This is a genomic window from Sphingopyxis sp. EG6, from assembly GCF_003609815.1.
Taxonomy (GTDB): Bacteria; Pseudomonadota; Alphaproteobacteria; order Sphingomonadales; family Sphingomonadaceae; genus Sphingopyxis.
The window spans coordinates 1162586-1184935 of record NZ_AP017603.1 but is presented as its reverse complement, the minus strand read 5'-3'; the positions used below and the strand labels follow the sequence as shown (position 1 = coordinate 1184935).

The 22350-nt window shown below is 65.8% G+C and carries 26 protein-coding genes and 1 tRNA gene; 9 read left to right on the top strand and 18 right to left on the bottom strand.

Going from position 1 to position 22350, the window contains the following annotated elements:
- Window positions 1–357 precede the first annotated feature (357 nt).
- Window positions 358–1713, bottom strand: a complete 1356-nt coding sequence (locus SPYCW_RS05880; protein WP_120216007.1) for an OprO/OprP family phosphate-selective porin — start codon at window positions 1711–1713, stop codon at window positions 358–360.
- Between the two features lie 199 nt (window positions 1714–1912).
- Between SPYCW_RS05880 and SPYCW_RS05875 the strand changes: the two genes are divergently transcribed.
- On the top strand, window positions 1913–2815 hold the full coding sequence (locus SPYCW_RS05875) for an SDR family NAD(P)-dependent oxidoreductase (protein ID WP_120216006.1): 903 nt from the start codon (window positions 1913–1915) through the stop codon (window positions 2813–2815).
- A 238-nt stretch (window positions 2816–3053) separates the two neighbouring features.
- A complete protein-coding gene (locus SPYCW_RS05870; RefSeq protein ID WP_120216005.1) occupies window positions 3054–4127 on the top strand; it encodes a hypothetical protein in 1074 nt (357 codons plus the stop codon).
- On the opposite strand, the gene SPYCW_RS05865 is transcribed toward SPYCW_RS05870, so the two are convergent.
- The 7 genes from SPYCW_RS05865 to eno form a co-directional block, all read right to left on the bottom strand.
- Window positions 4105–4452: a DUF2794 domain-containing protein gene (locus SPYCW_RS05865; RefSeq protein WP_120216004.1), complete on the bottom strand. Its 348-nt coding sequence runs from the start codon at window positions 4450–4452 to the stop codon at window positions 4105–4107. The two genes, SPYCW_RS05870 and SPYCW_RS05865, sit on opposite strands and share 23 nt — an antisense overlap.
- A complete protein-coding gene (gene epsC, locus SPYCW_RS05860) occupies window positions 4452–5162 on the bottom strand; it encodes a serine O-acetyltransferase EpsC (RefSeq protein ID WP_120216003.1) in 711 nt (236 codons plus the stop codon). The genes SPYCW_RS05865 and epsC overlap by 1 nt, the downstream gene beginning before the upstream one ends.
- 83 nt (window positions 5163–5245) lie before the next feature.
- Entirely contained in the window at window positions 5246–5884 is a 639-nt protein-coding gene (locus SPYCW_RS05855; RefSeq protein WP_120216002.1) for a hypothetical protein, read from the bottom strand.
- A gap of 115 nt (window positions 5885–5999) precedes the next feature.
- On the bottom strand, window positions 6000–7394 hold the full coding sequence (locus SPYCW_RS05850; RefSeq protein ID WP_120216001.1) for a pyruvate dehydrogenase complex E1 component subunit beta: 1395 nt from the start codon (window positions 7392–7394) through the stop codon (window positions 6000–6002).
- 1 nt (window position 7395) lies between these two features.
- Complete coding sequence (pdhA, locus tag SPYCW_RS05845; RefSeq protein ID WP_120216000.1) at window positions 7396–8466, bottom strand: pyruvate dehydrogenase (acetyl-transferring) E1 component subunit alpha; 1071 nt, start codon at window positions 8464–8466, stop codon at window positions 7396–7398.
- A gap of 155 nt (window positions 8467–8621) precedes the next feature.
- Window positions 8622–8945 carry an FtsB family cell division protein gene (locus SPYCW_RS05840; RefSeq protein WP_120215999.1) on the bottom strand — a complete coding sequence of 108 codons (324 nt, stop codon included), beginning with the start codon at window positions 8943–8945 and terminating at the stop codon, window positions 8622–8624.
- A 70-nt stretch (window positions 8946–9015) separates the two neighbouring features.
- Window positions 9016–10290, bottom strand: coding sequence for a phosphopyruvate hydratase (gene eno / locus SPYCW_RS05835; protein ID WP_120215998.1), 1275 nt, complete (start codon window positions 10288–10290; stop codon window positions 9016–9018).
- Window positions 10291–10496: 206 nt separating this feature from the next.
- On the opposite strand from eno, the gene SPYCW_RS05830 reads away from it, so the two are divergent.
- The 5 genes from SPYCW_RS05830 (at window position 10497) to SPYCW_RS05810 (ending at window position 12554) form a co-directional block, all read left to right on the top strand.
- Window positions 10497–11042, top strand: coding sequence for a hypothetical protein (locus SPYCW_RS05830; protein WP_120215997.1), 546 nt, complete (start codon window positions 10497–10499; stop codon window positions 11040–11042).
- Between the two features lie 7 nt (window positions 11043–11049).
- Window positions 11050–11514 carry a phage holin family protein gene (locus SPYCW_RS05825; protein ID WP_120215996.1) on the top strand — a complete coding sequence of 155 codons (465 nt, stop codon included), beginning with the start codon at window positions 11050–11052 and terminating at the stop codon, window positions 11512–11514.
- Window positions 11498–11908 carry a hypothetical protein gene (locus tag SPYCW_RS05820; RefSeq protein WP_232014845.1) on the top strand — a complete coding sequence of 137 codons (411 nt, stop codon included), beginning with the start codon at window positions 11498–11500 and terminating at the stop codon, window positions 11906–11908. Before SPYCW_RS05825 ends, SPYCW_RS05820 begins: the two co-directional genes overlap by 17 nt.
- Window positions 11892–12257, top strand: a complete 366-nt coding sequence (locus SPYCW_RS05815; protein ID WP_120215995.1) for a hypothetical protein — start codon at window positions 11892–11894, stop codon at window positions 12255–12257. Before SPYCW_RS05820 ends, SPYCW_RS05815 begins: the two co-directional genes overlap by 17 nt.
- Before the next feature lie 81 nt (window positions 12258–12338).
- Window positions 12339–12554, top strand: a complete 216-nt coding sequence (locus SPYCW_RS05810; protein ID WP_120215994.1) for a DUF4170 domain-containing protein — start codon at window positions 12339–12341, stop codon at window positions 12552–12554.
- A 128-nt stretch (window positions 12555–12682) separates the two neighbouring features.
- On the opposite strand, the gene SPYCW_RS05805 is transcribed toward SPYCW_RS05810, so the two are convergent.
- From SPYCW_RS05805 to SPYCW_RS05790, 4 genes are all read right to left on the bottom strand, one after another.
- Window positions 12683–12961, bottom strand: coding sequence for an ETC complex I subunit (locus SPYCW_RS05805; RefSeq protein WP_120215993.1), 279 nt, complete (start codon window positions 12959–12961; stop codon window positions 12683–12685).
- A 70-nt stretch (window positions 12962–13031) separates the two neighbouring features.
- On the bottom strand, window positions 13032–15494 hold the full coding sequence (gene hrpB, locus SPYCW_RS05800) for an ATP-dependent helicase HrpB (protein ID WP_120215992.1): 2463 nt from the start codon (window positions 15492–15494) through the stop codon (window positions 13032–13034).
- Window positions 15494–15874, bottom strand: coding sequence for a DUF1801 domain-containing protein (locus SPYCW_RS05795; protein WP_232014844.1), 381 nt, complete (start codon window positions 15872–15874; stop codon window positions 15494–15496). The genes hrpB and SPYCW_RS05795 overlap by 1 nt, the downstream gene beginning before the upstream one ends.
- Window positions 15875–16036: 162 nt before the next feature.
- On the bottom strand, window positions 16037–17050 hold the full coding sequence (locus SPYCW_RS05790; protein ID WP_120218135.1) for a polyprenyl synthetase family protein: 1014 nt from the start codon (window positions 17048–17050) through the stop codon (window positions 16037–16039).
- A gap of 104 nt (window positions 17051–17154) precedes the next feature.
- Between SPYCW_RS05790 and SPYCW_RS05785 the strand changes: the two genes are divergently transcribed.
- Together SPYCW_RS05785 and SPYCW_RS05780 are read left to right on the top strand one after the other, a co-directional pair.
- Window positions 17155–17442, top strand: a complete 288-nt coding sequence (locus SPYCW_RS05785) for a chorismate mutase (RefSeq protein WP_120215991.1) — start codon at window positions 17155–17157, stop codon at window positions 17440–17442.
- 2 nt (window positions 17443–17444) lie between these two features.
- Entirely contained in the window at window positions 17445–18134 is a 690-nt protein-coding gene (locus SPYCW_RS05780) for a glutathione S-transferase N-terminal domain-containing protein (RefSeq protein ID WP_197715659.1), read from the top strand.
- 52 nt (window positions 18135–18186) lie between these two features.
- Here SPYCW_RS05780 and SPYCW_RS05775 read toward each other — a convergent pair whose 3' ends face one another.
- The 6 genes from SPYCW_RS05775 to SPYCW_RS05750 form a co-directional block, all read right to left on the bottom strand.
- Window positions 18187–19068, bottom strand: coding sequence for an OmpA family protein (locus SPYCW_RS05775; protein WP_120215990.1), 882 nt, complete (start codon window positions 19066–19068; stop codon window positions 18187–18189).
- 161 nt (window positions 19069–19229) lie between these two features.
- Window positions 19230–20534, bottom strand: coding sequence for a sensor histidine kinase (locus SPYCW_RS05770; RefSeq protein WP_120218133.1), 1305 nt, complete (start codon window positions 20532–20534; stop codon window positions 19230–19232).
- Between the two features lie 113 nt (window positions 20535–20647).
- Window positions 20648–21313: a response regulator transcription factor gene (locus tag SPYCW_RS05765; RefSeq protein ID WP_120215989.1), complete on the bottom strand. Its 666-nt coding sequence runs from the start codon at window positions 21311–21313 to the stop codon at window positions 20648–20650.
- Between the two features lie 115 nt (window positions 21314–21428).
- On the bottom strand, window positions 21429–21737 hold the full coding sequence (locus SPYCW_RS05760; protein ID WP_120215988.1) for a hypothetical protein: 309 nt from the start codon (window positions 21735–21737) through the stop codon (window positions 21429–21431).
- 88 nt (window positions 21738–21825) lie between these two features.
- Window positions 21826–21900, bottom strand: a tRNA-Val gene (locus SPYCW_RS05755).
- A gap of 160 nt (window positions 21901–22060) precedes the next feature.
- Window positions 22061–22333, bottom strand: a complete 273-nt coding sequence (locus SPYCW_RS05750) for an HU family DNA-binding protein (protein WP_088441614.1) — start codon at window positions 22331–22333, stop codon at window positions 22061–22063.
- Window positions 22334–22350 lie beyond the last annotated feature (17 nt).

The following is a 22350-nucleotide window of genomic DNA, read 5'->3' as shown; positions in this document are numbered from 1 at the left end:
CGGATGACGAAGGTGTGGCAACGACCGGTTGTGGGCGGCGATCCTCCCTGTCGCGCAGCGATGCGGAGGTGGCAGCGCGGAGCGCTGACGGAGGGGCTTTGGCGCTACCGTTGCGGCCCCTCCACCCCTTGCTTCGCAAGCGGTCCCGCTGGCGCTGCGCGCCGTCTGCGACTCCCCCATGGCTTCGCCACAAGGAGTATCTATAGCATCGTCATCCCGGCGAAGGGTGTTCAGAGGCACGTGACTCTGAAACACGATCTCGCCGGGGCGGTAAACCGAGAGGGTGAGACCCCGGCCTTCGCCGGGGTGACGATAAAAATTTACCGTCCCCGCCCCACCGCAAAGCCGCCTTCCCGATCAAAAATCGACCTGCGTCCTGAGGCCAAACGTATCGGCCGTATAGCTGCGCTCACCAGCCGCGGTAGCGACGCGCGCATTGTCGATCCACAGCTTGCCGTAGTTGGCGGTGATGCGGATATATTCGATCGGCGCCCACACCAGCCCGATCAGCGCCGCCTGTTGCCGCCCGCCGACAATCGCGCCGTCATTGAGATCGAGATGGTCGTAGCGCGCGTTGATTTCGATTGCACCGATGCCGCCCGCGGTGATCGGCTTCGACGGTTTCAACCGGTCGAATGCGCCGTCCTTGTATCCGCGCGCGTCGCCGGGGGTCAGCACCATGCCGACTTCGGCATAGCCGCCAAAGAAGGTCGGGTCGGCGGCGCCGCGGCGCTTCAGCGTCTGCCAAAAGGCCTCGCCCGCGGCGTGGAACGGCCCCGCAATCACCGCGCCCTCCAGCCCGAGCCCGCGCTCGCTGGCGACGTCGAGCAGGCCGGTGTCGACCAGGCGGACGTCGGTGGTGTGGACGAACGGCCGCGCGCGATAGCGGACGGTCGCGGCGGGGTCGTTCGGGTCGCGCCAGTGGCCCGACGCGGCGAGATGCAGCTGGGTGTCGCCGAGTTTCGGCATGAACACCGCGCGCCCGTCGACGCCGAAGCTGTGGTTGCTGTCGGTGAGGTCGGCGGCATTGTCACCGAACACCCCGCCCTGCAGCAGCAGCGCCTTGCCCTTATATTGTGCGGACAGCCCGACGCGGCGTTCGAAGCCGAACGCCTGAACAAACGCGGCGCGTTCCATGAAGCTGGTGAACAGGTCGCTCGTCATGTCGTCGAGCCCGTTGAACGGTTTGACCTGCCCTGCGGTGACCGTCAGCGGCCCCTTGCCATAGCTTAGATAGACGTCGGTGAGTTCGACCTCGCCATTCGCGATGTCGGCTTCGACGCGATAGGCAAAACCGCCCGGGATCTTGCCGTCGACGCCCAGATAGACGCGGCGAAATTCGGTCGCGGTGCCGCCGCGCACCCCGGTGACCCCGGCGGGGGTATCGACGCCGGCGAGGTCGAGCTGGACGCGCCCGCGGGGCTTGAAGCTCCAGCCGTCGGCAGTCTTGATTTCGGGAGCGCCCTTCCAGCTGATTTCCGTCGCGGGTTTTGCGGCCACCGAGGGCGGCACCGGCGTTGGCGTTGGAGCAGGCGCCGACTGCGCTGTGGCGGCATCGAGCCGCGTTTCGAGCGTCTGCACCTGCGCCTTGAGCGCCGCCAGCTCGGCGCGCAGCTGCGCCGCTTCCTCAGCGGTCATCGCCTGCGCGCGCGCGGCCGTCGGCAGGCAGAACATCGACGTCGCCAGGAGGGCGGCGGTCAGGGCGTGGCGCATGAGGGAGTTGCTCCGTTGGACAAGGTGACAATCTGGTGGCGCTGTTATGACGAGTAGATGACAGCTGCACGTCAATATCGTGACATTTTTGTTTCATCGGACGCTTTTCGCTCACCTCTTGCCAGCGACACGCGAACGGCTAAGGACGTGTCAGTTTTTTCGGGCAACCTTTTGCGGCGGCCCCATCCGGGAGACCATCATGACGATCAAATTTGACGGACGCGTTGCCATTGTTACCGGCGCAGGCGGCGGCCTGGGCCGCGCTTATGCGCTCGAACTCGCACGGCGCGGCGCCAAGGTCGTGGTCAACGATCTGGGCGGTGCGCGCGACGGCACCGGCCATTCGGACGCCGCGCTGCAGGTGGTCGAGGAAATCAAAGCGTTCGGCGGCACCGCCATGTCGAATGGCGGCAGCGTCACCGAATATGAGCAGATGGTCGAAATGGTCGCCAAGGCGAAGGAAGAATGGGGCGGCGTCCACGTCCTGATCAACAACGCCGGCATCCTGCGCGACAAGAGCTTCGCCAAGATGGAGCCCGCCGATTTCGACCTGGTGCTGAAGGTGCATGTGTCGGGCAGCGCCAATGTCACCAAGGCGTGCTGGGACCTGATGCGCGAGCAGGCCTATGGCCGCATCCTGATGACCGCGTCGTCGACCGGACTCTATGGCAATTTCGGCCAAGCCAACTACGGCGCGGCGAAATTGGGGCTCGCGGGGCTCACCAAGACGCTCCATCTCGAAGGCGCGAAATATAATATCCGCTGCAACACGATCGCGCCGGTCGCGGGGACGCGCATGACCGAAGACATCTTCCCCGCCGAACTGTTCGAGAAGTTCACGCCGGAGAATGTTGTGCCTGCCGCGCTCTACCTGGTCAGCGAGGACGCGCCGACCAACATGATCGTCGGCGCAGGCGCGGGCGCGTTCCACGCCGCCTATGTCACCATGACCCCCGGCGTCGCGCTCCCCGAAGGCGAGCGCACCCCCGAAGGTGTCGCCGCGGCGTGGGAGAAGATCATCGACCGCAGCGGCGAGATCGTGCCGCAGTCGGGTAGCGAACAGTCGATGAATGTGATGAAGGCGTTGATGGCGCTGGGGTGAGGCTCGATCGATCCTCCCTTTGGCCGAAGGCCATCGGGAGGTGGCAGCGCGAAGCGCTGACGAAGGGGCAATGACACGACCGTCGCGGCCCCCCCACCATTCGCTTCGCGAACGGTCCCCTTCCCCATGGCTTCGCCACAGGGAGGATTATCGCAGCGCCACACTGTATTGACACAGCAACACGCCGCTGCCATAAAACCAGCGGGGCAAGGGGATCGGTCTAACAAGGACGACCCCGATGTATAGTGAAAGCGACCTGCAAGCTGCGGTCGATGCGAAAGTTTTGACGCCGGAGGCCGCTGCGGCGTTCCGGGCGCATATCGCGTCGGCGCGTTCGGCCCCCGCGGCGGATGAAGAATCCTTCCGCCTCATCACCGGTTTCAACGATATTTTCGTCAGCATCGCGGCGGTGATCCTGCTCGTCGCGGTCGCGTGGATCGGCCAGTCGATCCACACCGCGCTCGGCGGCGCCTTTGTCGCGCTGTCGGCATGGTTCCTCGCCGAATATTTCACCCGCAAACGCCGCATGGCGCTGCCCAGCATCGTGCTGGTGCTCGCATTCTCCGGCGGCGTGTTCGCGACCATGGTCGGCTTTCTGATCGAACATGGCGAAGCGATTTTCGGCAACCATCTGGGCGACACCATGGGCGCGATCCTGTTCGGATCGATGGCGCTGGTGACCGCGGCGGCGACCTGGGCGCATTGGAAGCGCTTCATGGTGCCGATCACGGTTGCGGCCGGCACTGCCGCGCTGGCGGGTACCGCGGTGGCGCTGGTGCTGTCGATCACCGGCATGCCCGAACGGCCTGACGCGCTGGTGATGTCGCTGGTGCTGACCGCCGGGATCGGCGTGTTCGCGCTCGCCATGTGGTGGGACCGCAGCGACCGGGTGCGCCAGACGCGGCGCAGCGACGTCGCCTTCTGGCTCCACCTGCTCGCCGCACCGATGATCGCGCATCCGATCTTCCACCTGCTCGGCGTGACCGAGGGTAATAATATCGGCAGCGGCGCCGCGGTGATGGTCGTCGCCATCTATGTGCTGTTCGGGCTGATCGCGCTGGCGATCGACCGCCGCGCCTTGCTGGTGTCTGCCCTCGCCTATGTGCTGTTCGCGCTGACCCAGCTGTTCCGCGAATTTGGCGCGGTCGAGCTGAACGTGGCGCTCACCGCCTTCGTGATTGGTTCGGCACTGCTGCTGCTCTCGGCCTTCTGGCAAAATGCCCGGGCGGTCGTGGTCGGGATGTTGCCCGACAATCTGGCGAACCAGCTGCCGGCGACGACGCGGGTGGTCAGTCCCCTACCAGCTTCATAAGCTTGCGTTCGACGGGGGCGAGCACATTGGCGAGCTCGTCCCCGCGCTTCAAGATCGCCCCGGCTTCGGAGACCAAGGCCCACATGCCTTGCCTGCTCCGCAAGGCGGGGCGTTTTTCGATACGATATTCGGGACGCTCGGCGGCGCGGCGAAAGGCCGAGAAGATCGCGGCGTCGCGGTGGAAATCCATCGCATAGTCGCGCCAATGCCCCGCCGCGACCATGCGGCCGTAAAGGTCCAGGATCCGGGTGAGTTCAGCGCGGTCGAAACCCGTCTGGAGCGGCGTTGCCCTGTTCGCGAACGGCAGCGGCGTGACGGTTCCCATCAGGCGCTATTCCGGCTCCCCTTGCGCCGCGGCGCCTCTTCTTCGGCCACCGCGTCGCGTTCGGCGATCAGCGCCGCGAGCTGTTTCTGCATCTGCTCCAGCTGGCATTGCAGCAACTCGACCTTTTGCGTCGCGGGATCGAACGTCTCGTTGCAGGTGCCGTAAGGCACGAACTCGCGGGCATATTCGGCGGCGTCGACCAGGGTCGAGCGTGCCGGTATGCCGACCATCACCGCACCCTCGGGTACGTCCTTGGTCACCACCGCATTGGCGCCGATACGCGCGCGCGGATTGACGGTGATCGGCCCCAAAATCTGCGCCCCCGATCCGACGATGACATCGTCAGCCAAGGTCGGATGCCGCTTGCCCGCGATGCCATTGGCGGGATCGGTGCCGCCCAGCGTCACGCACTGATAGATAGTGACATTGTCGCCGATCTCAGCGGTTTCCCCGATGACGGTAAAGCCATGGTCGATGAACAGGTGGCGGCCAATCTTGGCGCCCGGATGAATGTCGATCGCGGTCATCCAGCGCGACAGGTGATTGACGAAGCGCGCGAGGAAAAACAGCCGCGCCTCGAACAGCCAGTGCGCGATGCGGTGCATGCCCACCGCGACGAGCCCAGGGTAGAGTAGAATTTCCCAACGCGACCGCGGCGCAGGGTCGCGCGCCTTGATCGAATCGAGATAGGCGATCAGCCCGTTGAACATAAACTGTCCCCTGCGACCCTATTTTGTACCGGGCAAGATAGATGTTCGGGCGGCGCATTTCCACCCCCGGCGCATTTTTATCGTCAGCGGCCGATCAGGCCAAGCCGCAGCAGCAGCAATCCCTCGCTTCGCCAGCGCCGTTCGCCGTCGTTTCCGGCGATGGCGCCGGCCCAGCGGTCGAGCATCAGCAGCGCGCGGTTTGCTGCAAAAATGCTACGCGGCGGCGGCGCACAATCGCGCGCGGCGGCGAGCAACTCGCGTGCTTCCTCCGCCCCCGCCTGAACGCTGGCGCCCCACAGCAGTCCCCACCGCCGACCGCCATCGGCATCGCCGCCCGACAGCGCAAAAAGACGTGCGCCGAATTCGGTGGCGGCGGTGTGACGGTCGGCGACATCCTCGGCGAGCAGCATCGCCTCGGCCGCATCGACGAGCGTATCGAGCCCGCCCTGCCTGGCCCATGTCGCGGTGAGCGCCGCGAGCAACGGTTCGCCCTTGGGCAAGCTGTCGGGATCGCGCGCCAGCATCGCCGCCATGTCGCGCCACCAAGCGAGCTTGATCTGGCCGATCAGTGGTTCGCGCGCGCCGATAAGCAGATTGGTCAGGCGCTCCGCGAAGTCCCAAAGCGCCGCCATCGCCGCACGCCTTTCGCGCGGCACCGCGACCATGACGCGCGGGTCGCGGATGTCGGGGTACAATGGCATTTCTGGTTCGGCGTCATCCATCGTCGGCGCGCTATCACCGGAGCGTCGTCATTGCGAGCGAAGCGACGCAATCCAGAGCGGGTTTACGCTACTCTGGATCGCTTCGTCACTTCGCTCCTCGCAATGACGGGGGAGATCAAGCGCGATTGCGAACCGCCTTCACGGCTTTCACCACCCGCGGCACATCAACCAGCGCCGCCTTCTCCAAGTTCGCGGCATAGGGCAGCGGTACGTCCTCGTTACACACGCGCACGACCGGCGCGTCGAGATCGTCAAAGCCCTGCTCCATCGCGACCATCGCCAGTTCGCTGGCGATCGAGCAAATCGGCCAGCCTTCTTCGACGACCACCAGATGGTTGGTCTTTTTCAGGCTGGCGAGCACGGTCGCGGTGTCGAGCGGGCGCAAGGTGCGCAGGTCGATGACCTCGGCGTCGATGCCCTCGCCCACCAGCTGGTCAGCCGCCTCGAGCGCGAGCCCGACGCCGATCGAATAGCTGACGATGGTGACATCGCTGCCTTCGCGCATGATCCGCGCCTTGCCGATCCGCAGGACGTGGTCGGGAAGATCGGGAACGTCAAAGCTGCGGCCGTAGAGCAGCTCGTTTTCGAGGAACACGACAGGGTCTTCGCTGCGGATCGCCGCCTTCATCAACCCCTTGGCGTCGGCGGCGTCATAGGGCGAGATCACGATCAGCCCGGGGACGCTGGCGTACCAGGGCGCGAAATTCTGGCTGTGCTGCGCGCCGACACGCGACGCGGCGCCGTTGGGGCCGCGGAATACGATCGGACAGCGCATCTGGCCGCCCGACATATAGTTGGTCTTCGCCGCCGAATTGATGATGTGGTCGATCGCCTGCATCGCGAAGTTGAAGGTCATGAATTCGATGACCGGCTTCAGCCCGCCCATCGCGGCACCGGCGCCGAGCCCGGCAAAGCCATATTCGGTGATCGGGGTGTCGATGACGCGGCGCGCGCCGAACTCATCGAGCAGCCCCTGGGTGACTTTGTACGCACCCTGATATTCGGCGACTTCCTCGCCCATCACGAACACGCGGTCGTCGGCGCGCATTTCCTCGGCCATCGCATCGCGCAACGCTTCGCGGACGGTCAGGCGGACCATCGCGGTGCCTTCGGGAATGGCGGGGTCAGCGACCGCGGCTTTCGCCTTCACGGCGAGTTGTTCGGTGCCGCTTTCGGCTTTCTTGGGCGCCTCCTTTTCTTCGGGCGCATCGGCCTTCGGCGCTTCGGCAGCGGGCGCAGGCGCGGGCGCCGGTGTCGCCGCTTCCTCACCCTCACCCGTAATCGTCGCGATCACAGTGCCGACCTTCACATTGTCGGTGCCCTCGGCGACCAGGATCTGACCGATCGTGCCTTCGTCGATCGCTTCAAATTCCATCGTCGCCTTGTCGGTTTCGATCTCGGCCAGGATGTCGCCCGATTTGACCGTGTCGCCTTCCTTGACGAGCCATTTGGCGAGCGTGCCTTCTTCCATCGTCGGCGACAGCGCCGGCATCTTCAATTCGATGGCCATCTCAATATTGCTCCACCAGCACGTCGGTATACAGGTCGGGAAGTTCGGGTTCGGGCGCGCTTTCGGCAAAGTCGGCCGATTCCGCCACGATCGCCCGGATTTCCTTGTCGATATCCTTGAACTTCTCTTCGGTGATGCCCGCGTCGAGCATGACTTTCTTCAGATGTTCGAGCGCGTCGGACTTGTCGCGCACCGCCTGTACTTCCTCGCGGCTGCGATATTTGGCGGGGTCGGACATCGAATGGCCACGGTAGCGATAGGTTTTGAGCTCCATCAGCACCGGCCCCTTGCCCGCGCGCACCCATTCGAGCGCGGCTTCGGCGGCGCCGCGCACCGCGAGCACGTCCATGCCGTCGACCTGCATGCCGGGGATGCGGAAGCTTTCGCCGCGGCGATAGAGCTGGTCCTCGGCCGACGAGCGATTGACCGATGTACCCATCGCATATTGGTTATTCTCGATCACGAAGATGATCGGCAGCTTCCACAGCTCGGCCATGTTGAAGCTTTCGTACACCTGCCCCTGGTTCGACGCGCCGTCGCCGAAATAGGACATCGCGACCCCGCCGTCGTCGCGGTACTTGTGCGCAAAGGCAAGGCCGGTGCCGAGCGACACCTGCGCGCCGACGATGCCGTGGCCGCCATAAAATTTATGCTCGACGCTGAACATATGCATCGACCCGCCCTTGCCGCGCGAAATGCCCGCGGCGCGGCCGGTCAGTTCGGCCATGATGACCTTCGGATCGATGCCGTAGGCGAGCATATGGCCATGGTCGCGGTACCCGGTGATCACGCTGTCCTTGTCGCCGTCGAGCGCCGACTGCAGGCCCACGGCAACGGCTTCCTGACCGATATACAGATGACAGAAACCGCCGATCAGCCCGAGCCCGTACAGCTGCCCCGCCTTTTCCTCGAAGCGCCGGATCAGCAGCATCTCGCGATAGAATTTCTCCAGTTCCGCCGGGGTGGCGTCATAGGGAACGGGATCACGCGGCCCTTCGCGATTGGTCGCGGGCGACGGGGTCGAGGCAGTCTTTTTCGACGCGGCGGATGCGCGCGCGGGAGCTTTGGCCAAGGCGGGTTCCTTTGCAGTTAGCCGTTACGGCAAGGCTCCCTATAGGAGCGGCAAAGTGGGTTTGGCAACGCCCGGTTGGCGGCAAAGACGGTGCGATTACGAATGCAGCATTATCCCGTCATTGCGCGCGCAGCGAAGCAATGACGGGAGGCGGCTTACTTGGCTGCAGGCTCCATCGGAATGATATATTCATCCTGATGATAGGCGCCCAGCTTTTCGCGCACATATTCCTCGGCCAGATCAGGATCGACGCTGCGCCGGTCGAGAAGATTGACCCGGTTCTGAAGCTCGCTTTCCTTCTTCGCGAGCTCGCTCAGCACGACGCGCTTCTTTTCGACCGACTGGCTGTAGTCGCCCCAGGCGTAAAGCCCGGTCGGCCCGAAAATGATGTAGCCGATCATCGCCAGCACCGCGATCACCGCGACCGCGGGACCGACGGCCCGGTTCATCGATTTGCGGAGTTTGTGGCGCTGCGTCATCGCCGTCCCTTGAATCAGAGTTGATTCATGGCGTCAAGGCGTCGTGCGCAGCTTTTCCGCGATTATGCGATCACCCGAAAATCGCCGCCCCCGGATAGCGCGCCATGTCGCCCAGTTCTTCCTCGATGCGGATCAGCTGGTTGTATTTCGCCAGCCGGTCCGAACGCGCGAGGCTGCCCGTCTTGATCTGGCCGCAGTTGGTCGCGACCGCGAGGTCGGCGATCGTCGAATCCTCGGTCTCGCCCGAACGGTGCGACATCACCGCGGTGTAGCGCGCACGGTGCGCCATATCGACCGCGTCGAGCGTCTCCGACAGCGTGCCGATCTGGTTGACCTTGACAAGCAGCGAGTTGGCGAGGCCGTCCTTGATCCCTTGTTCGAGGCGCAGCGGGTTGGTGACGAACAGGTCGTCGCCGACGAGCTGGCACTTGTCGCCGACGAGGTCGGTGAGCGCTTTCCAGCCCGTAAAATCATCTTCGCTCATGCCATCCTCAATCGACTTGATCGGATAGTCGTTCACGAGCGCGGCGAGATATTCGGCCATCTGCTCGGGGCTCAGCGAAAGCCCTTCGCCGCTGATTTCATATTTGCCGTTCTTGAAGAATTCGGTTGCGGCGCAATCGAGTGCGAGCACGACATCGCTGCCGAGCTTGAAGCCCGCCTGATCGACCGACGCGGCGATGAAGTCGAGCGCGGCGCGGGTCGAGGCGAGGTTCGGGGCGAAGCCGCCCTCGTCGCCGACCGCGGTCGCGAGACCCTTTGCCGACAGGCCCTTCTTCAGCGTATGGAAAATCTCAGCTCCCCAGCGCACCGCTTCGGCGATGCTGCCGGCGCCGACGGGCATGATCATGAATTCCTGCACGTCGATCGGGTTGTCGGCATGTTCGCCGCCGTTGATGATGTTCATCATCGGAACGGGAAGCGTGCGCGCCGACACGCCGCCAACATAGCGATAAAGCGGCAGCCCGCGGGCATCGGCCGCAGCCTTGGCGGCGGCAAGGCTGACGCCGAGGATCGCGTTGGCGCCGAGGCGGCTCTTGTTCGCGGTGCCGTCGAGGTCGATCATCGCCTGGTCGAGTTCGCGCTGATCCTCGGCATCGAGGCCGATCAGGGCGTCGGCGATGTCGCCGTTCACAGCCGCGACCGCCTTGATCACGCCCTTGCCAAGGTAGCGCGCCTTGTCGCCATCGCGCAGCTCGACGGCTTCGTGTGCGCCCGTGGAAGCGCCCGAGGGGACCGCGGCGCGGCCGAAGCTGCCATCCTCCAGCAGCACATCAACTTCGACGGTGGGATTGCCGCGGCTGTCGAGGATTTCGCGGCCGTGGATGTCGATGATGGCGGTCATGGATATTGTCCTGCTGAAAGCCCTGGCGGCAGGGCGGTAGGGAAAGGCGCCCGCCTGTTATCGGCGCGGCGCGGAAATCGCAATAATGCATAGGAATTTTGCGCGCCTATGGAACCATTCGGCGTGCCTTGCTATATATTCAGACAGGACCAAAGGGATGTTCGCCGTTGCGGCGCCCGACATAAGAAGAAGAAGAGGACAACGCCATGGCCAAAGCCGCTACTCCCGCGACCAAGAAAGTTGCCGCTCCGCGTCCCAAAGCGCCTGCCAAGGCTGCCGCGACCAAGGCTGCGCCGGCGCGCAAGCCCGCTGCCGCGAAGGCCGCAAAAGACCACCCGATCCGCGACCAGCTCGCCGCGACGCGCGACACGATCAAATCCGAAGCCTCGAAAAAGGCCGCCTCGTTGAAGGACGAAGCGACGACGCTGAAGAATCAGGCGTCGGCCAAGGCGCGCGACGCCGCGACCAAGGGCAAGGACAAGGCCGCCGAAGCCGTTGGCAGCCTCGCCAAGCTGCTCGAAGACAGCGCCGGCACGGTCGACAGCAAGTTCGGCAAGCAATATGGCGATTATGCGCGCTCGGCGGCTTCGACCGTTGCCGGTCTTGCCACCTCGCTCGACAAGAAGGATCTTGACGAGCTGGCCGCGTCCACCCGCGACATGGTCAAGAAGAACCCGGCGATTGCAGTCGGTGCGGCCACCGTGATCGGCTTCGTGCTGGCCCGGATGCTCAAGGGCGGCTCGAACGATTGATCGGCCGTTGCCATCCCCTGACCCGCACACCCCATCGACGCCCGACGCGCCCAGCTTTGACGGCATAAGCCACGGCTACGCGCCCAACGGCGCGCCGGTTGCGCCGCCTCCGGTGCCGCTCGAACAGATCGTCGGCGACGTCGTCGATAACCTGTCGGCGACGGCGAAAGCCGAACTGGCGCTGATCGAGGCGCGGAGCGAGCTGGCGCTTTACGGCGCCAGCCGCGCGGCGATCTGGGGCGGTGTGGCCGCAACCGCGGCGGGCGTGGCGCTGCTGGCGCTCGCGTTCGGCGCGATATTGGTGTTGGCGCCGCGCGTCGGCCCGCTGCTGGCAACGCTGATCGTGGTGAGCGTACTACTGATCATCGCGGGCGGCGCGGCGTGGCGCGCGCACATCGGCTATGGCGACATCCGCACCGCGCTGCGGCGCGACCTGACCGGCGAAGGATTAGACGATGCCGCGGACGCGTAACCGCCTGATCTCTGCCGCGCGCCGCTCGATGCTGCAACGCGCCGAACTATATCGCCGGCTCGACGTCGCCAAGGCGGCGTTCAAGCCGGGCGCCTTGGTCGATCGCGGCAAATATCGGGTGAATGCGAAGATCGACGACGCCGCGCACGCGGTGCGGCAGGAGTTTCGCAACAACCGCCTGCCGATCGCGCTCGCCGCGGTGGCAGGCATGGCGTGGCTGCTGCGCGAACCGATCAAGGAACATGCGCCGCGGCTGACCCAGAAGATTCAGGATATGGCGAATGCGGTCGCCGATCGACTGCGCCCCGCCGATGAAACCCCCGCCGATCAGGCCAGCGCCGACGACGGCGACCATGACGCACCAGTGGAGAATGACGATGAAGCCGTTCAGTGAAACCGCCAGCGACGCCCGCGCAAAAGCGAGTGAACTTGCTGAGAAAACCGCCGAAAATGCCCGGCTGACCGCCGAAGCGGCAAAGGCGCGGATCCAGGACGGCTATGGCCGCGCGCGCGCCGCGACCGGCGATTTCGCCGCCAAGGCGAGCGAGCAGGCTGGCGTCGCGCGCGAGGCTGCGGGCGAAGCCTATGAACGCGGCAAGGCGCAGGCCAAGCGCGCGAACAGCAAGCTCAAAGACGTCGCCGAAAAGCAGCCGCTGGCACTGGTCGCGGGCGCGGTGGCGATCGGCGCGCTGCTCGGCTCGCTGCTCCCCAAGTCAGGTTCGGCGGATCGCAAGGACGATTGACCGGCTTGCCGTAGCGGCGCCGCGCTGTTAGGGGCCGCGCCTTCTCCCCTTCCCCAGCGCCAGCCCGCAAGGAAAGCAGCCATGAGCAAATTGCACCTCGTGTTCGGTGGACGCGTCAGCGATCCGCAGGGCACCGACTTTGTCGACCTCCACAATCTCGACGTCGTGGGGCTGTTCCCCGACTACAAGACCGCTGAAAAGGCGTGGCGCGCCGCGGCGCAGCGCACGGTCGACGATGCCGAAATGAAATATGTGGTGGTGCATCTGCACAAGTTGCTGCAGCCGGACAGCGAGTAAGCGTTAAGGCACCAATTAAACCCCGTTCGCCCTGAGCTTGTCGAAGGGCCGTTCTTTCGTTGCAACGTCAAAATAAGAACGGTGCTTCGACAAGCTCAGCACGAACGGGGTTTGTTTCCCACGTCGGCTTACCGAAAATTATCCGCGTAAGCCTGGATCTTGAGCGTCCGCACCGGCGGCGCAACAACCTCCGCGTCGATGCCATTGCGGTCCGCATAGGCGACCGCCTCTTCGCGGCTCGCAAAGGTCAGCCGGATCTGGCGCTGCGTATCGCCGCTCCCGGCCCAGCCCATCAGCGGATCGGGCTTGCGCGCTTCGGCGGGCGCAAATTCCAGCATCCAGCGCTCCGTCCCGGCACGCCCCGACTGCATCGCATTTTTCGGTTTCTGGAAGATGCGCGCTTTCATCGGGACAGTCCTGCGTTGGTTGGGTTGCCCGTGCCTTAGCGGCTTGGCGGGCCGACGAAAAGAGCCAACCTTATGCGCCGCCGCGCCGCGCCTGCGCCGCCTTGGTCAGCAGGGTCGGACGCGCGTTCGCGGGATCTTCGGGCCAGCTGTGCTTGGGATAGCGCCCACGCATCTCGCGCGCGACATCGTGCCAGCTGCCGTCCCAGAAACTGACCAGATCACGCGTCGTCTGGATCGGGCGGTGCGCGGGCGAGGTCAGGGCGAGGACGAGCGGCACCGGCGGATCGCCGATCGTCGGGTGCCGCGCCAGCCCGAACAATTCCTGCACCCGCACCGCGACCGTTGGCCCACCGTCGGCGCCATAATCAATCGAATGACGACTGCCGACCGGGGTAACGTAATCGGCGGGCGCATGTTTTTCGAGCAGCTGCCGCGCCGACCAGTCGAGCAGTCCCATCAGCGCGTCGGCCAGCTTGCGGTCGCCGATGTCGCGCAGCCCGCGGCACTCGGCAAGCAGCGGCGGCAACCAGATGTCGAGGCTGTCGGCGAGCGCGCCGGTCGATAGCGTATCGATGCCCGCGAACGAGGCACGCTGGCGCAGCGCCTGCGCCAGCGGTCCCCAGCCGATCAGCCCGAGTCCCTTGTCGCGCACCGCCGACAGCCGCAGCGCAATGTCATGATCGACATTGTCGCTGCGCCCCGCCTGCCCGCTGGTCAGCGCGATCGCACCGAGCCGCCGTTCGCGGCGATGATCGACGCGGTCGCTGGCGGCGTCGTAGCTGCTCGCCGCATGCGCAACGACGCGATCGGAAAAGATCGCCTCAACCTCCGCCTGGTCGATCGGCGCTGCGGCGAGGATGCGGACCCCGGCGGCATGACCCTGCGCATCGGCGATCGCGAGCCACTCGCTGCCCGCCAGCGGTTCGACCGGATCGATGCGATAGGCGCGGCCGCCGACGCTGAGATATTCGCCGCGCTGCCCGGCGCGTTGCCGCGCGACGCGGTCAGGCCAAGCCGTCGCGATCCAGCCGCCGATCGAGCGCGATGGCACCGGGTCGGTCCCCGCCGCCAACTTCTCGCCGATACCTGCCAGCCGCCGCGCCAGCCGCACCGCGCCCTCGCTGCGGTCGCCGCGCTGGCCGCGCCAGCGCCCGAGCCGCGCCTCGACATCCACGCCGCGCCCGCCCAGCCCCGGCTCGGTGAGCAGCACCGCCAAGCGGCCCGCCAGCTCGCCCTCGCCCGCGCGCGCCGCGTCGAGCAACATATGGGCCAGCGGCACCGGCAGCGGGATCGCCGCCAACGCCTTGCCATGCGCGGTGATGCGGTCGTCGTCGCCCAGCGCCCCGATCGCCTGCAGCCGCGTCTTGGCCTCGGCAATCGCTGCGGGTGACGGCGGGTCGAGCCAGCCGAGTTGGCGCGGATCGATGATGCCCCAACTGGCACAATCGAGTACCACCGGCATCAGGTCATTTTCATGGATTTCGGGCGGATCGAACGGCGGCATGCCGGCCGTCGCCGCGGCTTCCCACAGGCGGTAGGCGACCCCCGGCCCCTGCCGTGCCGCGCGCCCGGCGCGCTGGGTTGCCGACGCCTGGCTGGCGCGTTCGGTGACCAGCCGCGCGATTCCGGCAGCCTTGTCGAAGCGCGGGCGCCGCGACAGGCCCGCGTCGATGACGATCCGCACACCGTCGATGGTCAGGCTGGTTTCGGCGATGCTCGTCGCGAGGATCAGTTTGCGCCCGCCATCGGGATCGCGGACGAGCGCTTTCCGTTGGAGCGCCGGGTCGATCTGGCCGTGCAGGCGGTGAACGACCAGCGGCAGACCCGCCGCCTCGACCGCCACCGCGGCGCGTTCGATGTCGGCGGCGCCAGGCAGGAAGGCGAGCATATCGCCCTGCGCTTCGTCGGTCATCGCCTGCCGCACCGCGACCAGCACGCTCGCCTCCAATCGGTCCTCGGCGCGGCGGCCGATGTGGCGCAGCTCGAGCGGGAAAATCTTGCCCTCGCTCTTCACCACCGGCGCATTGCCGAGCAGCGCGCCGAACCGCGCGCCGTCGAGCGTCGCCGACATCGCGACCAGCCGCAAATCGTCGCGCAGCCCCTGCTGCGCGTCGATCGCGAGCGCGAGCGCAAAATCGCCGTCGAGGCTGCGTTCGTGGACTTCGTCGAACAGCACCGCCGATACGCCCGCCAATTCGGGGTCGGCGAGGATGCGGTTGCGGAACAGGCCCGGGGTCATCACCAGCAGCCGCGTCGCCGCCGACTGCTTGCTGTCGAGCCGTGTGGCATAGCCGACCTTGCCGCCAACCGCTTCGCCCATCTCCTCGGCGATCCGTTCGGCGGCGGCGCGCGCGGCGAGGCGGCGCGGCGACAAAAGCCAGACCGCCCCCTTGCACCAGGGTTGATCGAGCAGCGCGGGAGCGACGCGGGTCGTCTTGCCCGCGCCCGGCGGTGCCACAACGACGGCATTGGGTTTCAGGATCAGCGCCGCGAGAATGTCGGGCAGCACCTGGTCGATCGGCAGCGGCTGCATCAGGTCCGCGCCGCCGGGTTGCCGAGTTCGATATTGAGCCGATGGGCTGCGGCGGCGAGCGTCGCCACCTGGTCCGCCGTCACCCCGGTCGCTTCGGTCAGCACCAGATTGCCGAGCTCATATTTGCCGCTCGCCTTGATCCGCGGCTCGATGTCGCGCAGCCGCTTGCCGCGCCAGAAACCGAGCAGGACGCGGTGCTCCTCGGCGCGGATCAGGATGCACGGGCCGTTCGCCATGAACACCGGGTTGGTCCATTTGATCGTTTCGGAAAAGGGCGCGGCGGAGAGGATCGCGGCGCGCATCATTTCGCAGCGTTCGCGCTGCCAGCCCGAGAGGGCGGCGATATAGGCATCGGGGGTTTCCGCTGCTGGGCCCATCATCGGCATCGTCCGTTCCCCCGCAAAGCCCCTCCCCTTCAGGGGAGGGGTTGGGGTGGGGGCCGTCGGCCTTGCGCAAGGCCGCTGGACCCCACCCGCTGCGACTAAGCCAGCAAGCTGGCAAGTCTCGCTGCCCTCCCCTGAAGGGGAGGGATTACCAAGAATCTAATAGGCCCGCGCGACCGCAAAGGCGACCGCCTCGGTCAGCGCGGCCTTGGCGTGGCTGGCGCGGAAGCCGCCGATCGCGTCGACCGCGCGTTGGCCATAATGGCGCGCCCGCGCGAGCGTATCGTCGATCGTACCATGCTGGCGCAGCAGCCGGGTCGCGTGGGCAAGGTCTTCGTCCGACGTGCGGTGGCCGGTGATCGCCAGTTTCCAGAATTCGCGTTCCTCGGCGCTGCCGCGCGCATAGGCGAGGATGACCGGCAGCGTGACCTTGCCGTCGCGAAAGTCGTCGCCGACCCCCTTGCCCATCGTTTCGGCGTCCGAGACATAATCGATCGCGTCATCGACGAGCTGGAACGCGATGCCGAGGTTGCGGCCATAGGCGTCGAGCGCGGCCTCGGTCGCTTCGTCGCGTTCGGCGACGACCGCGGCGATCTTGCACGCCGCGGCGAACAGTTCGGCGGTCTTGGCGTTGATGATCGCGAGATATTGGTCCTCGCTGGTTTCGATGCGGCGCTGGGCGGAGAGCTGGTTGACCTCGCCCTCGGCGATCACCGCCGACGCGCGCGACAGGATCTTGAGCACCTTCAGCGACCCGTCCTCGACCATCACCTCGAAAGCGCGGCTGAACAGGAAATCGCCGACCAGCACCGACGCGCTGTTGCCCCAGATGATGTTTGCGGTTTTGCGGCCGCGGCGAAGGTCCGATTTGTCGACGACATCGTCGTGGAGCAGCGTCGCGGTGTGGATGAACTCGACCGCGGCGGCGAGCTTGCAATGGCGCCGTCCGGGATAATCGAGCAGCTTGCCGCAGGCGAGCGTCAGCATCGGCCGCATCCTTTTGCCGCCGCCTGCGATCAGATGCCCCGCGAGTTCGGGGATCAGCGGCACTTCGGACTGCATGCGGTCGAGAATGACCGAATTCACCTCGTTCATATCGGCGGCGACAAGCGCCATCATAGGGTCGAGCGAGGGGGGCCGGTCGCCGTGGAGCTGGTGGATTTCGGCAGTCATGATGCGGCGAGCCTTGGCGGCGCGGCCACGATTTTGCAACGACTTTCGGCTTGCCAGCGCCCCCTCGCCGGTGCCAAGCGGGCCGGGCACGAGAGGAGCCGCGCATGACCGACCAACTGAGCCGTTACCGCCAGAGCATCGACAATATCGACGCGGCGCTGGTCTATATGCTGGCCGAACGGTTCAAGGTCACCAAGGCGGTCGGCGAGCTGAAGGCGCGCGAGGGCATGCCGCCCGCCGATCCGGGCCGCGAAGAGCGGCAGATCGAGCGGCTCCGCAGCCTGGCGCGCGACGCCGACCTCGATCCCGATTTCACCGAAAAATTCCTGCGCTTCATCATCGAAGAAGTGATCCGCCATCACCAGCAGGCGAAGCGCGAGCAGGACGTCTGACGATGGACCATCCGATCTTTGCCAAATGGCCCGCGCAATATCCGGACCGGCTCCAGCTTTTCTCGGCGCCGACGCCGAACGGGGTCAAGGTCGGCATCATGCTCGAAGAAACCGGCCTCCCTTACGAGCCGCACCGCATCGATATCATGGCGAACGAAAGCCATGACCCGGCCTTTCTGGCGCTCAACCCGAATGGCAAGATCCCGGCGATCTATGACCCGGACGGCCCCGACGGCAAGCCGCTGGCATTGTGGGAATCGGGCGCGATCCTGATCTACCTGGCCGACAAGAGCGGGCAATTGCTGCCCGCCGATCCCGCCGCGCGCTACGAAACGATCCAGTGGTTGATGTGGCAGATGGGCGGGGTCGGGCCGATGTTCGGCCAGCTCGGCTTTTTCCATAAATTCGCGGGGCGCGAATATGAGGACAAGCGCCCGCGCGACCGTTATGCGGCGGAATCGGCGCGATTGCTCGGCGTCCTCGACGCGCGGCTGGCCGATCGGTCGTGGGTGATGGGCGATGATTACAGCATCGCCGACATTTCGCTGCTCGGCTGGGTGCGCAACCTGATCGGCTTTTACGAAGCCGCCGAGATCGTCGGTTTCGACCGTTTCGTGCAGGTTCAGCGCTGGCTGGATGCGGGCCTTGCGCGGCCGGCGGTGCAGCGCGGACTGGTCGTCACCGCAGCGTGAACTTTTCGAAGCACGGCCGGGGACGGGTTCTACCCGCCCCCGGCGCGTTCGCTTACATCCCGTCCAGACCCTTGCTGACGAGAACATTCACCGCGACGCGGCGATTCATCGCCTTGCCTTCGGGGGTGCTGTTGTCCGCCGCGGGATCGGCTTCGGACATGCCGGTCGGGGTCAGCATGCGATAGGGCTTCCAGCCGCACGCCTGTTGCAGGTGGTTGACGACGCGGCCCGCGCGCTTTTCGCTCAGCGCCTGGTTCAATTCCTCGCTGCCGGTGGAATCGGTGTAACCGACGACGAGCAGCAGTGCATTGTCCATCGCTTCGGCCTGGGTGGCGGTCGAGCAGAGGTCGGCCTTGGCCTGCGGCGACAGGATCGCCTTGCCGGTGTCGAAATTCACGTTGATCGTGCTTTTGACATTATATTGATCGATGTCGCCGACGCGGCTGCGCAGCGCTTCGGTTGCGGCGGTCTGCTCGGCAAAGCGCTGGTCGGTGCCGGTACGGATCATCGACGCGGTGCGCAGATCCTTGCTCTTGAGATCGACCTCGCTCGCGACCAGGCCGCCGTCCCATTGCAGGGTATCGACGGTCACCGGAAGACCGTTGAGCAGCGAGTCCGCCGCCAGCTTGTTGGTGCTGAGCCCCAGGAAGCCGCCCTTGGCCTTGATCTTGGTATAGTCGGCGATCGCGATCGTCGTGTCATTGCCATCGGCGGTGCGAATACGCATCCGGCCATCGCTGCGCGCCGAGATGATGCCTTCGACCTGCGGCCCCTTGGTCATCTGGTCGGGGGTCGGCAGGGTGCCATAAACGGTCGCCATGACGTCGCCGTCGGCGGGCGCTTCTTGCGATTGCGCGGCAAGGCCGACCGGCGTCGCAGCGGCCAGCGCGGTGATGAACAACAAAGTCTTTGGTCTTTTGGAAACGGTAAGCATGACCCTACTCCTTCAGTGAGCCGCCCCCGCGAATTCCCGTCGCCCCTTCTTGCAACTCGGTTCGCCCGGCAAGACGGGACGTTCGATTGCGCAGACAATATGGGCGGATTGTGCGGTGAACCGATGCAAAGCGCCCCGCATCGCGGGAATTTTGGGGGCGTTTAGCCCGCCGGCAGCCGCAGCCGCACCAGCAGCCCGCCCAGATCGTCGCTCTCTTCGAGCGCAATGCTGCCGCCATAGATTTCGGCGACGTCGCGCACGATCGCGAGGCCGAGCCCGGTACCGGGCTTGCCGCTGTCGAGGCGGACGCCGCGATCGAAAATGCGCGTGCGGTCGGCGGGCGAGATCCCCGGGCCGTCGTCCTCGACCAGTATCTCCGCCATCGACCCGTCGCGCTGGATGGTGACGAACACGCTGCCGCCGCCATATTTCGCGGCATTTTCGAGCAGGTTGCCGACCAGTTCATCAAGGTCCTGGCGTTCGACGCGCGCCACCAGCTGCTTGTCGCCCGCCGCGTCGAGCCGGACCTTGGGATAGAGCAGCGCCACCGCGCGCGTCACGCTGTCGACGCTTTCGCGGACATTGGCGCGCGCCTGCGCCGCACCCCGACGCCCGACCGCGCGCGCCCGCGCCAGATGATGTTCGACCTGTCGCTGCATCGTCGCGGCCTCGCGCCGCACCGTGTCGGCGAGCGGCGAGGTCTGGCTGGTCGCGCTGTTGAGCAGGACGGTGAGCGGGGTCTTGAGCGCGTGCGCCAGATTGCCCGCGTGGAGACGCGCCTCCTCGGCCTGTTTCTCGTTATGCGCGAGCAGTGCGTTGAGCTCGTCGACCATCGGCTGCACTTCCAGCGGCAGCGGCGCATCGACGCGGCGATTCTGCCCGCCGCGCATCGCGGCGATCGCGCGCCGGATATGCCGCAGCGGCCAGAGGCCGTAAAAGGTCTGAAGCGCGGCAAGGATGATGAGCCCGAGCCCGAGCAGCGCCAGGCTGGGGATCAGCGTCTGGCGCACCGCGCCGACCTGGGCGTCCAGCGCCTCGCGCGACTGCGCGATCTGGTATCGCCAGCTGACCTTGCTGCCCGGCAGGATGACGTTGCGTTCGAGCACGCGCAGCTCCTCGTCAGGGAACTGGGTACTGTCATAGGTGTGGATCTGGTCGTCGATATGCGGTGTCGACGCCTTCAGCGACCGTTCCCACAAGGATCGCGAGCGATAGGGTTCCTGATTGCCCCCGCTGATCTGCCAGTAAAGGCCGCTGTACGGTTCCAGGAATCGCTGGTCGCCGAGCGGCTCGACCAGCCGCACCTCGCCATCGGGGCCGATTTCGGACGAACGGATCATCGCGATCAGCACATATTCGAGGCTGGAATCGAAATTGCGCGTGATCGCGCCGGTCAGCACGCGATCGAGCGCGAAACCACCGCCGATCAGCAGCACCGAAATCCACAGCGCCGCGATCGCGATCATGCGCCGCGCCAGCGATCCGGTCATGCGGCTGGTCAGCGCGACAGGTTTTTCCACCGGTTCGCGCGCCGTGACGCCTGTCGCACTGGAGTCCATATCGGCCATGGCCGAACGGTTCAGCCCTGCGGATCGTCGAGCTGGTAACCCAGACCGCGGATCGTCGTGATGATGTCGGCGCCCAGCTTTTTGCGGATACGCGTCACGAACACTTCAATCGTGTTCGAATCGCGGTCGAAGTCCTGATCGTAAATATGCTCGATCAGCTCGGTGCGCGACACCACCTTGCCCTTGTGGTGGAGCAGATAGGACAGCAGCTTATATTCCTGCGCGGTGAGCTTGACCGCTTCGCCCGCCAGCGTGACGCGGCCCGAACGGGTGTCGAGCCGCACGTCGCCCGCGGTCAGTTCGCTCGACGCGTTGCCGGCGGCGCGGCGAATGAGCGCGCGCAGACGGGCGATCAGTTCTTCGGTCTGGAACGGCTTGGCCAGATAATCGTCGGCGCCGGCATCCAGCCCCGCGACCTTGTCCGACCAGCTGTCGCGCGCGGTCAGCACCAGCACCGGGAAATTGCGCTTTTCGCGGCGCCAGCGGTCGAGCACCGTCAGCCCGTCGATTTCGGGCAGCCCCAGATCGAGGATCGCGGCATCGTAATTTTCGGTCGAGCCGAGGAAATGGCCATCCTCGCCATCGGTCGCCAGATCGACGGCATAACCGGTCGCTTCCAGCGTCGCCTTTAACTGCGGGCCGAGGGTGGGTTCGTCTTCGACAATCAAGATCCGCATTCGGACGCCTTTCCTTGGCGGACCGGTGACCCCGGCCGCATGTTTCGACTGTGTATCAAGTCCGAACGATCATCGCAAAATGTCGTTGCGAAGCGCGTCGGCGATTTCGGAAGCTTCAGGGTTTGCGGCCGACGATCCGGCCGGTGCGGGCATCGACATAGACGACGACGACCTGGCTGCCGTCCATGAACTTCAGCGCATAGATCATCCGGCCAGCATCGAACTGCGGCCCGCCGAGATAGGTCATCTCGCTATAGGGCGCGCGCGAACGGACTTCGGCGATCAGCCGGTTGAGCGGAATGACCTGCCCCTGCGCCGCCGCATCGCGCAGATGGTCCTGATCGCGATTGCCGCGCGCGGCCGCGGGTGCGCCTGCGGACAGCAGCAGGGCCGAGATGAGCGAGAAGATCAGGGTACGGGTCATGGCCGTCTCTCTAATGCAAAGGCATTGAATAGGCGATGAATGGTCCGGTCAGCTGGCGTTTCGCTTGCGCGTCGGGTCGACCGGGCCATGGTGGGCGCGGCAGGGATTGAACCTGCGACCCCACCCGTGTGAAGGGTGTGCTCTACCACTGAGCTACGCGCCCGTCCGGGGATCGACCGAATGTTCGACGCCCGAAAGCCGGACGTCCATAGCCGCTGCGCCGATGATTGCAACGGCGATTTCGCCGAAACGGCCGTCCCGATGCAAATCAGGCCGCAGCTTGCGCCGCGGCCTGAAATATTCTCACCGAAAGGGCTGGCCAATCAGTTGACCGCGTCCTTGAGCGCCTTGCCGGCCTTGAACTTGGGCTGGTTCGATGCCGCAATGGTCATCGTTTCGCCGGTGCGCGGATTGCGACCGGTCGATGCCTTGCGCTTGCTGACTGCGAACGTGCCGAAACCAACGAGACGAACTTCGCCACCCTTTTTCAGCGAACCCGTGATCGCTTCGAAAACGGCTTCGACCGCCTTGCTCGCGTCACCCTTGGTCAGGCCGCTCGAGTCAGCGACGGCGGCGATCAGGTCTTGTTTGTTCATGCCTAAGGAACCCCTGC

What these genes read in the sequence shown, in the direction of transcription:
- SPYCW_RS05880 (WP_120216007.1), bottom strand. Translation starts at nt 1,713, where the DNA reads ATGCGCCACGCCCTGACCGCCGCCCTCCTGGCGACGTCGATGTTCTGC.
- SPYCW_RS05875 (WP_120216006.1), top strand. Translation starts at nt 1,913, where the DNA reads ATGACGATCAAATTTGACGGACGCGTTGCCATTGTTACCGGCGCAGGC.
- SPYCW_RS05870 (WP_120216005.1), top strand. Translation starts at nt 3,054, where the DNA reads ATGTATAGTGAAAGCGACCTGCAAGCTGCGGTCGATGCGAAAGTTTTG.
- SPYCW_RS05865 (WP_120216004.1), bottom strand. Translation starts at nt 4,452, where the DNA reads ATGGGAACCGTCACGCCGCTGCCGTTCGCGAACAGGGCAACGCCGCTC.
- epsC (WP_120216003.1), bottom strand. Translation starts at nt 5,162, where the DNA reads ATGTTCAACGGGCTGATCGCCTATCTCGATTCGATCAAGGCGCGCGAC.
- SPYCW_RS05855 (WP_120216002.1), bottom strand. Translation starts at nt 5,884, where the DNA reads ATGGATGACGCCGAACCAGAAATGCCATTGTACCCCGACATCCGCGAC.
- SPYCW_RS05850 (WP_120216001.1), bottom strand. Translation starts at nt 7,394, where the DNA reads ATGGCCATCGAATTGAAGATGCCGGCGCTGTCGCCGACGATGGAAGAA.
- SPYCW_RS05840 (WP_120215999.1), bottom strand. Translation starts at nt 8,945, where the DNA reads ATGACGCAGCGCCACAAACTCCGCAAATCGATGAACCGGGCCGTCGGT.
- eno (WP_120215998.1), bottom strand. Translation starts at nt 10,290, where the DNA reads ATGACCGCCATCATCGACATCCACGGCCGCGAAATCCTCGACAGCCGC.
- SPYCW_RS05830 (WP_120215997.1), top strand. Translation starts at nt 10,497, where the DNA reads ATGGCCAAAGCCGCTACTCCCGCGACCAAGAAAGTTGCCGCTCCGCGT.
- SPYCW_RS05820 (WP_232014845.1), top strand. Translation starts at nt 11,498, where the DNA reads ATGCCGCGGACGCGTAACCGCCTGATCTCTGCCGCGCGCCGCTCGATG.
- SPYCW_RS05815 (WP_120215995.1), top strand. Translation starts at nt 11,892, where the DNA reads ATGAAGCCGTTCAGTGAAACCGCCAGCGACGCCCGCGCAAAAGCGAGT.
- SPYCW_RS05810 (WP_120215994.1), top strand. Translation starts at nt 12,339, where the DNA reads ATGAGCAAATTGCACCTCGTGTTCGGTGGACGCGTCAGCGATCCGCAG.
- SPYCW_RS05805 (WP_120215993.1), bottom strand. Translation starts at nt 12,961, where the DNA reads ATGAAAGCGCGCATCTTCCAGAAACCGAAAAATGCGATGCAGTCGGGG.
- hrpB (WP_120215992.1), bottom strand. Translation starts at nt 15,494, where the DNA reads ATGCAGCCGCTGCCGATCGACCAGGTGCTGCCCGACATTCTCGCGGCG.
- SPYCW_RS05795 (WP_232014844.1), bottom strand. Translation starts at nt 15,874, where the DNA reads ATGATGGGCCCAGCAGCGGAAACCCCCGATGCCTATATCGCCGCCCTC.
- SPYCW_RS05790 (WP_120218135.1), bottom strand. Translation starts at nt 17,050, where the DNA reads ATGACTGCCGAAATCCACCAGCTCCACGGCGACCGGCCCCCCTCGCTC.
- SPYCW_RS05785 (WP_120215991.1), top strand. Translation starts at nt 17,155, where the DNA reads ATGACCGACCAACTGAGCCGTTACCGCCAGAGCATCGACAATATCGAC.
- SPYCW_RS05780 (WP_197715659.1), top strand. Translation starts at nt 17,445, where the DNA reads ATGGACCATCCGATCTTTGCCAAATGGCCCGCGCAATATCCGGACCGG.
- SPYCW_RS05775 (WP_120215990.1), bottom strand. Translation starts at nt 19,068, where the DNA reads ATGCTTACCGTTTCCAAAAGACCAAAGACTTTGTTGTTCATCACCGCG.
- SPYCW_RS05770 (WP_120218133.1), bottom strand. Translation starts at nt 20,534, where the DNA reads ATGATCGCGATCGCGGCGCTGTGGATTTCGGTGCTGCTGATCGGCGGT.
- SPYCW_RS05765 (WP_120215989.1), bottom strand. Translation starts at nt 21,313, where the DNA reads ATGCGGATCTTGATTGTCGAAGACGAACCCACCCTCGGCCCGCAGTTA.
- SPYCW_RS05760 (WP_120215988.1), bottom strand. Translation starts at nt 21,737, where the DNA reads ATGACCCGTACCCTGATCTTCTCGCTCATCTCGGCCCTGCTGCTGTCC.
- SPYCW_RS05750 (WP_088441614.1), bottom strand. Translation starts at nt 22,333, where the DNA reads ATGAACAAACAAGACCTGATCGCCGCCGTCGCTGACTCGAGCGGCCTG.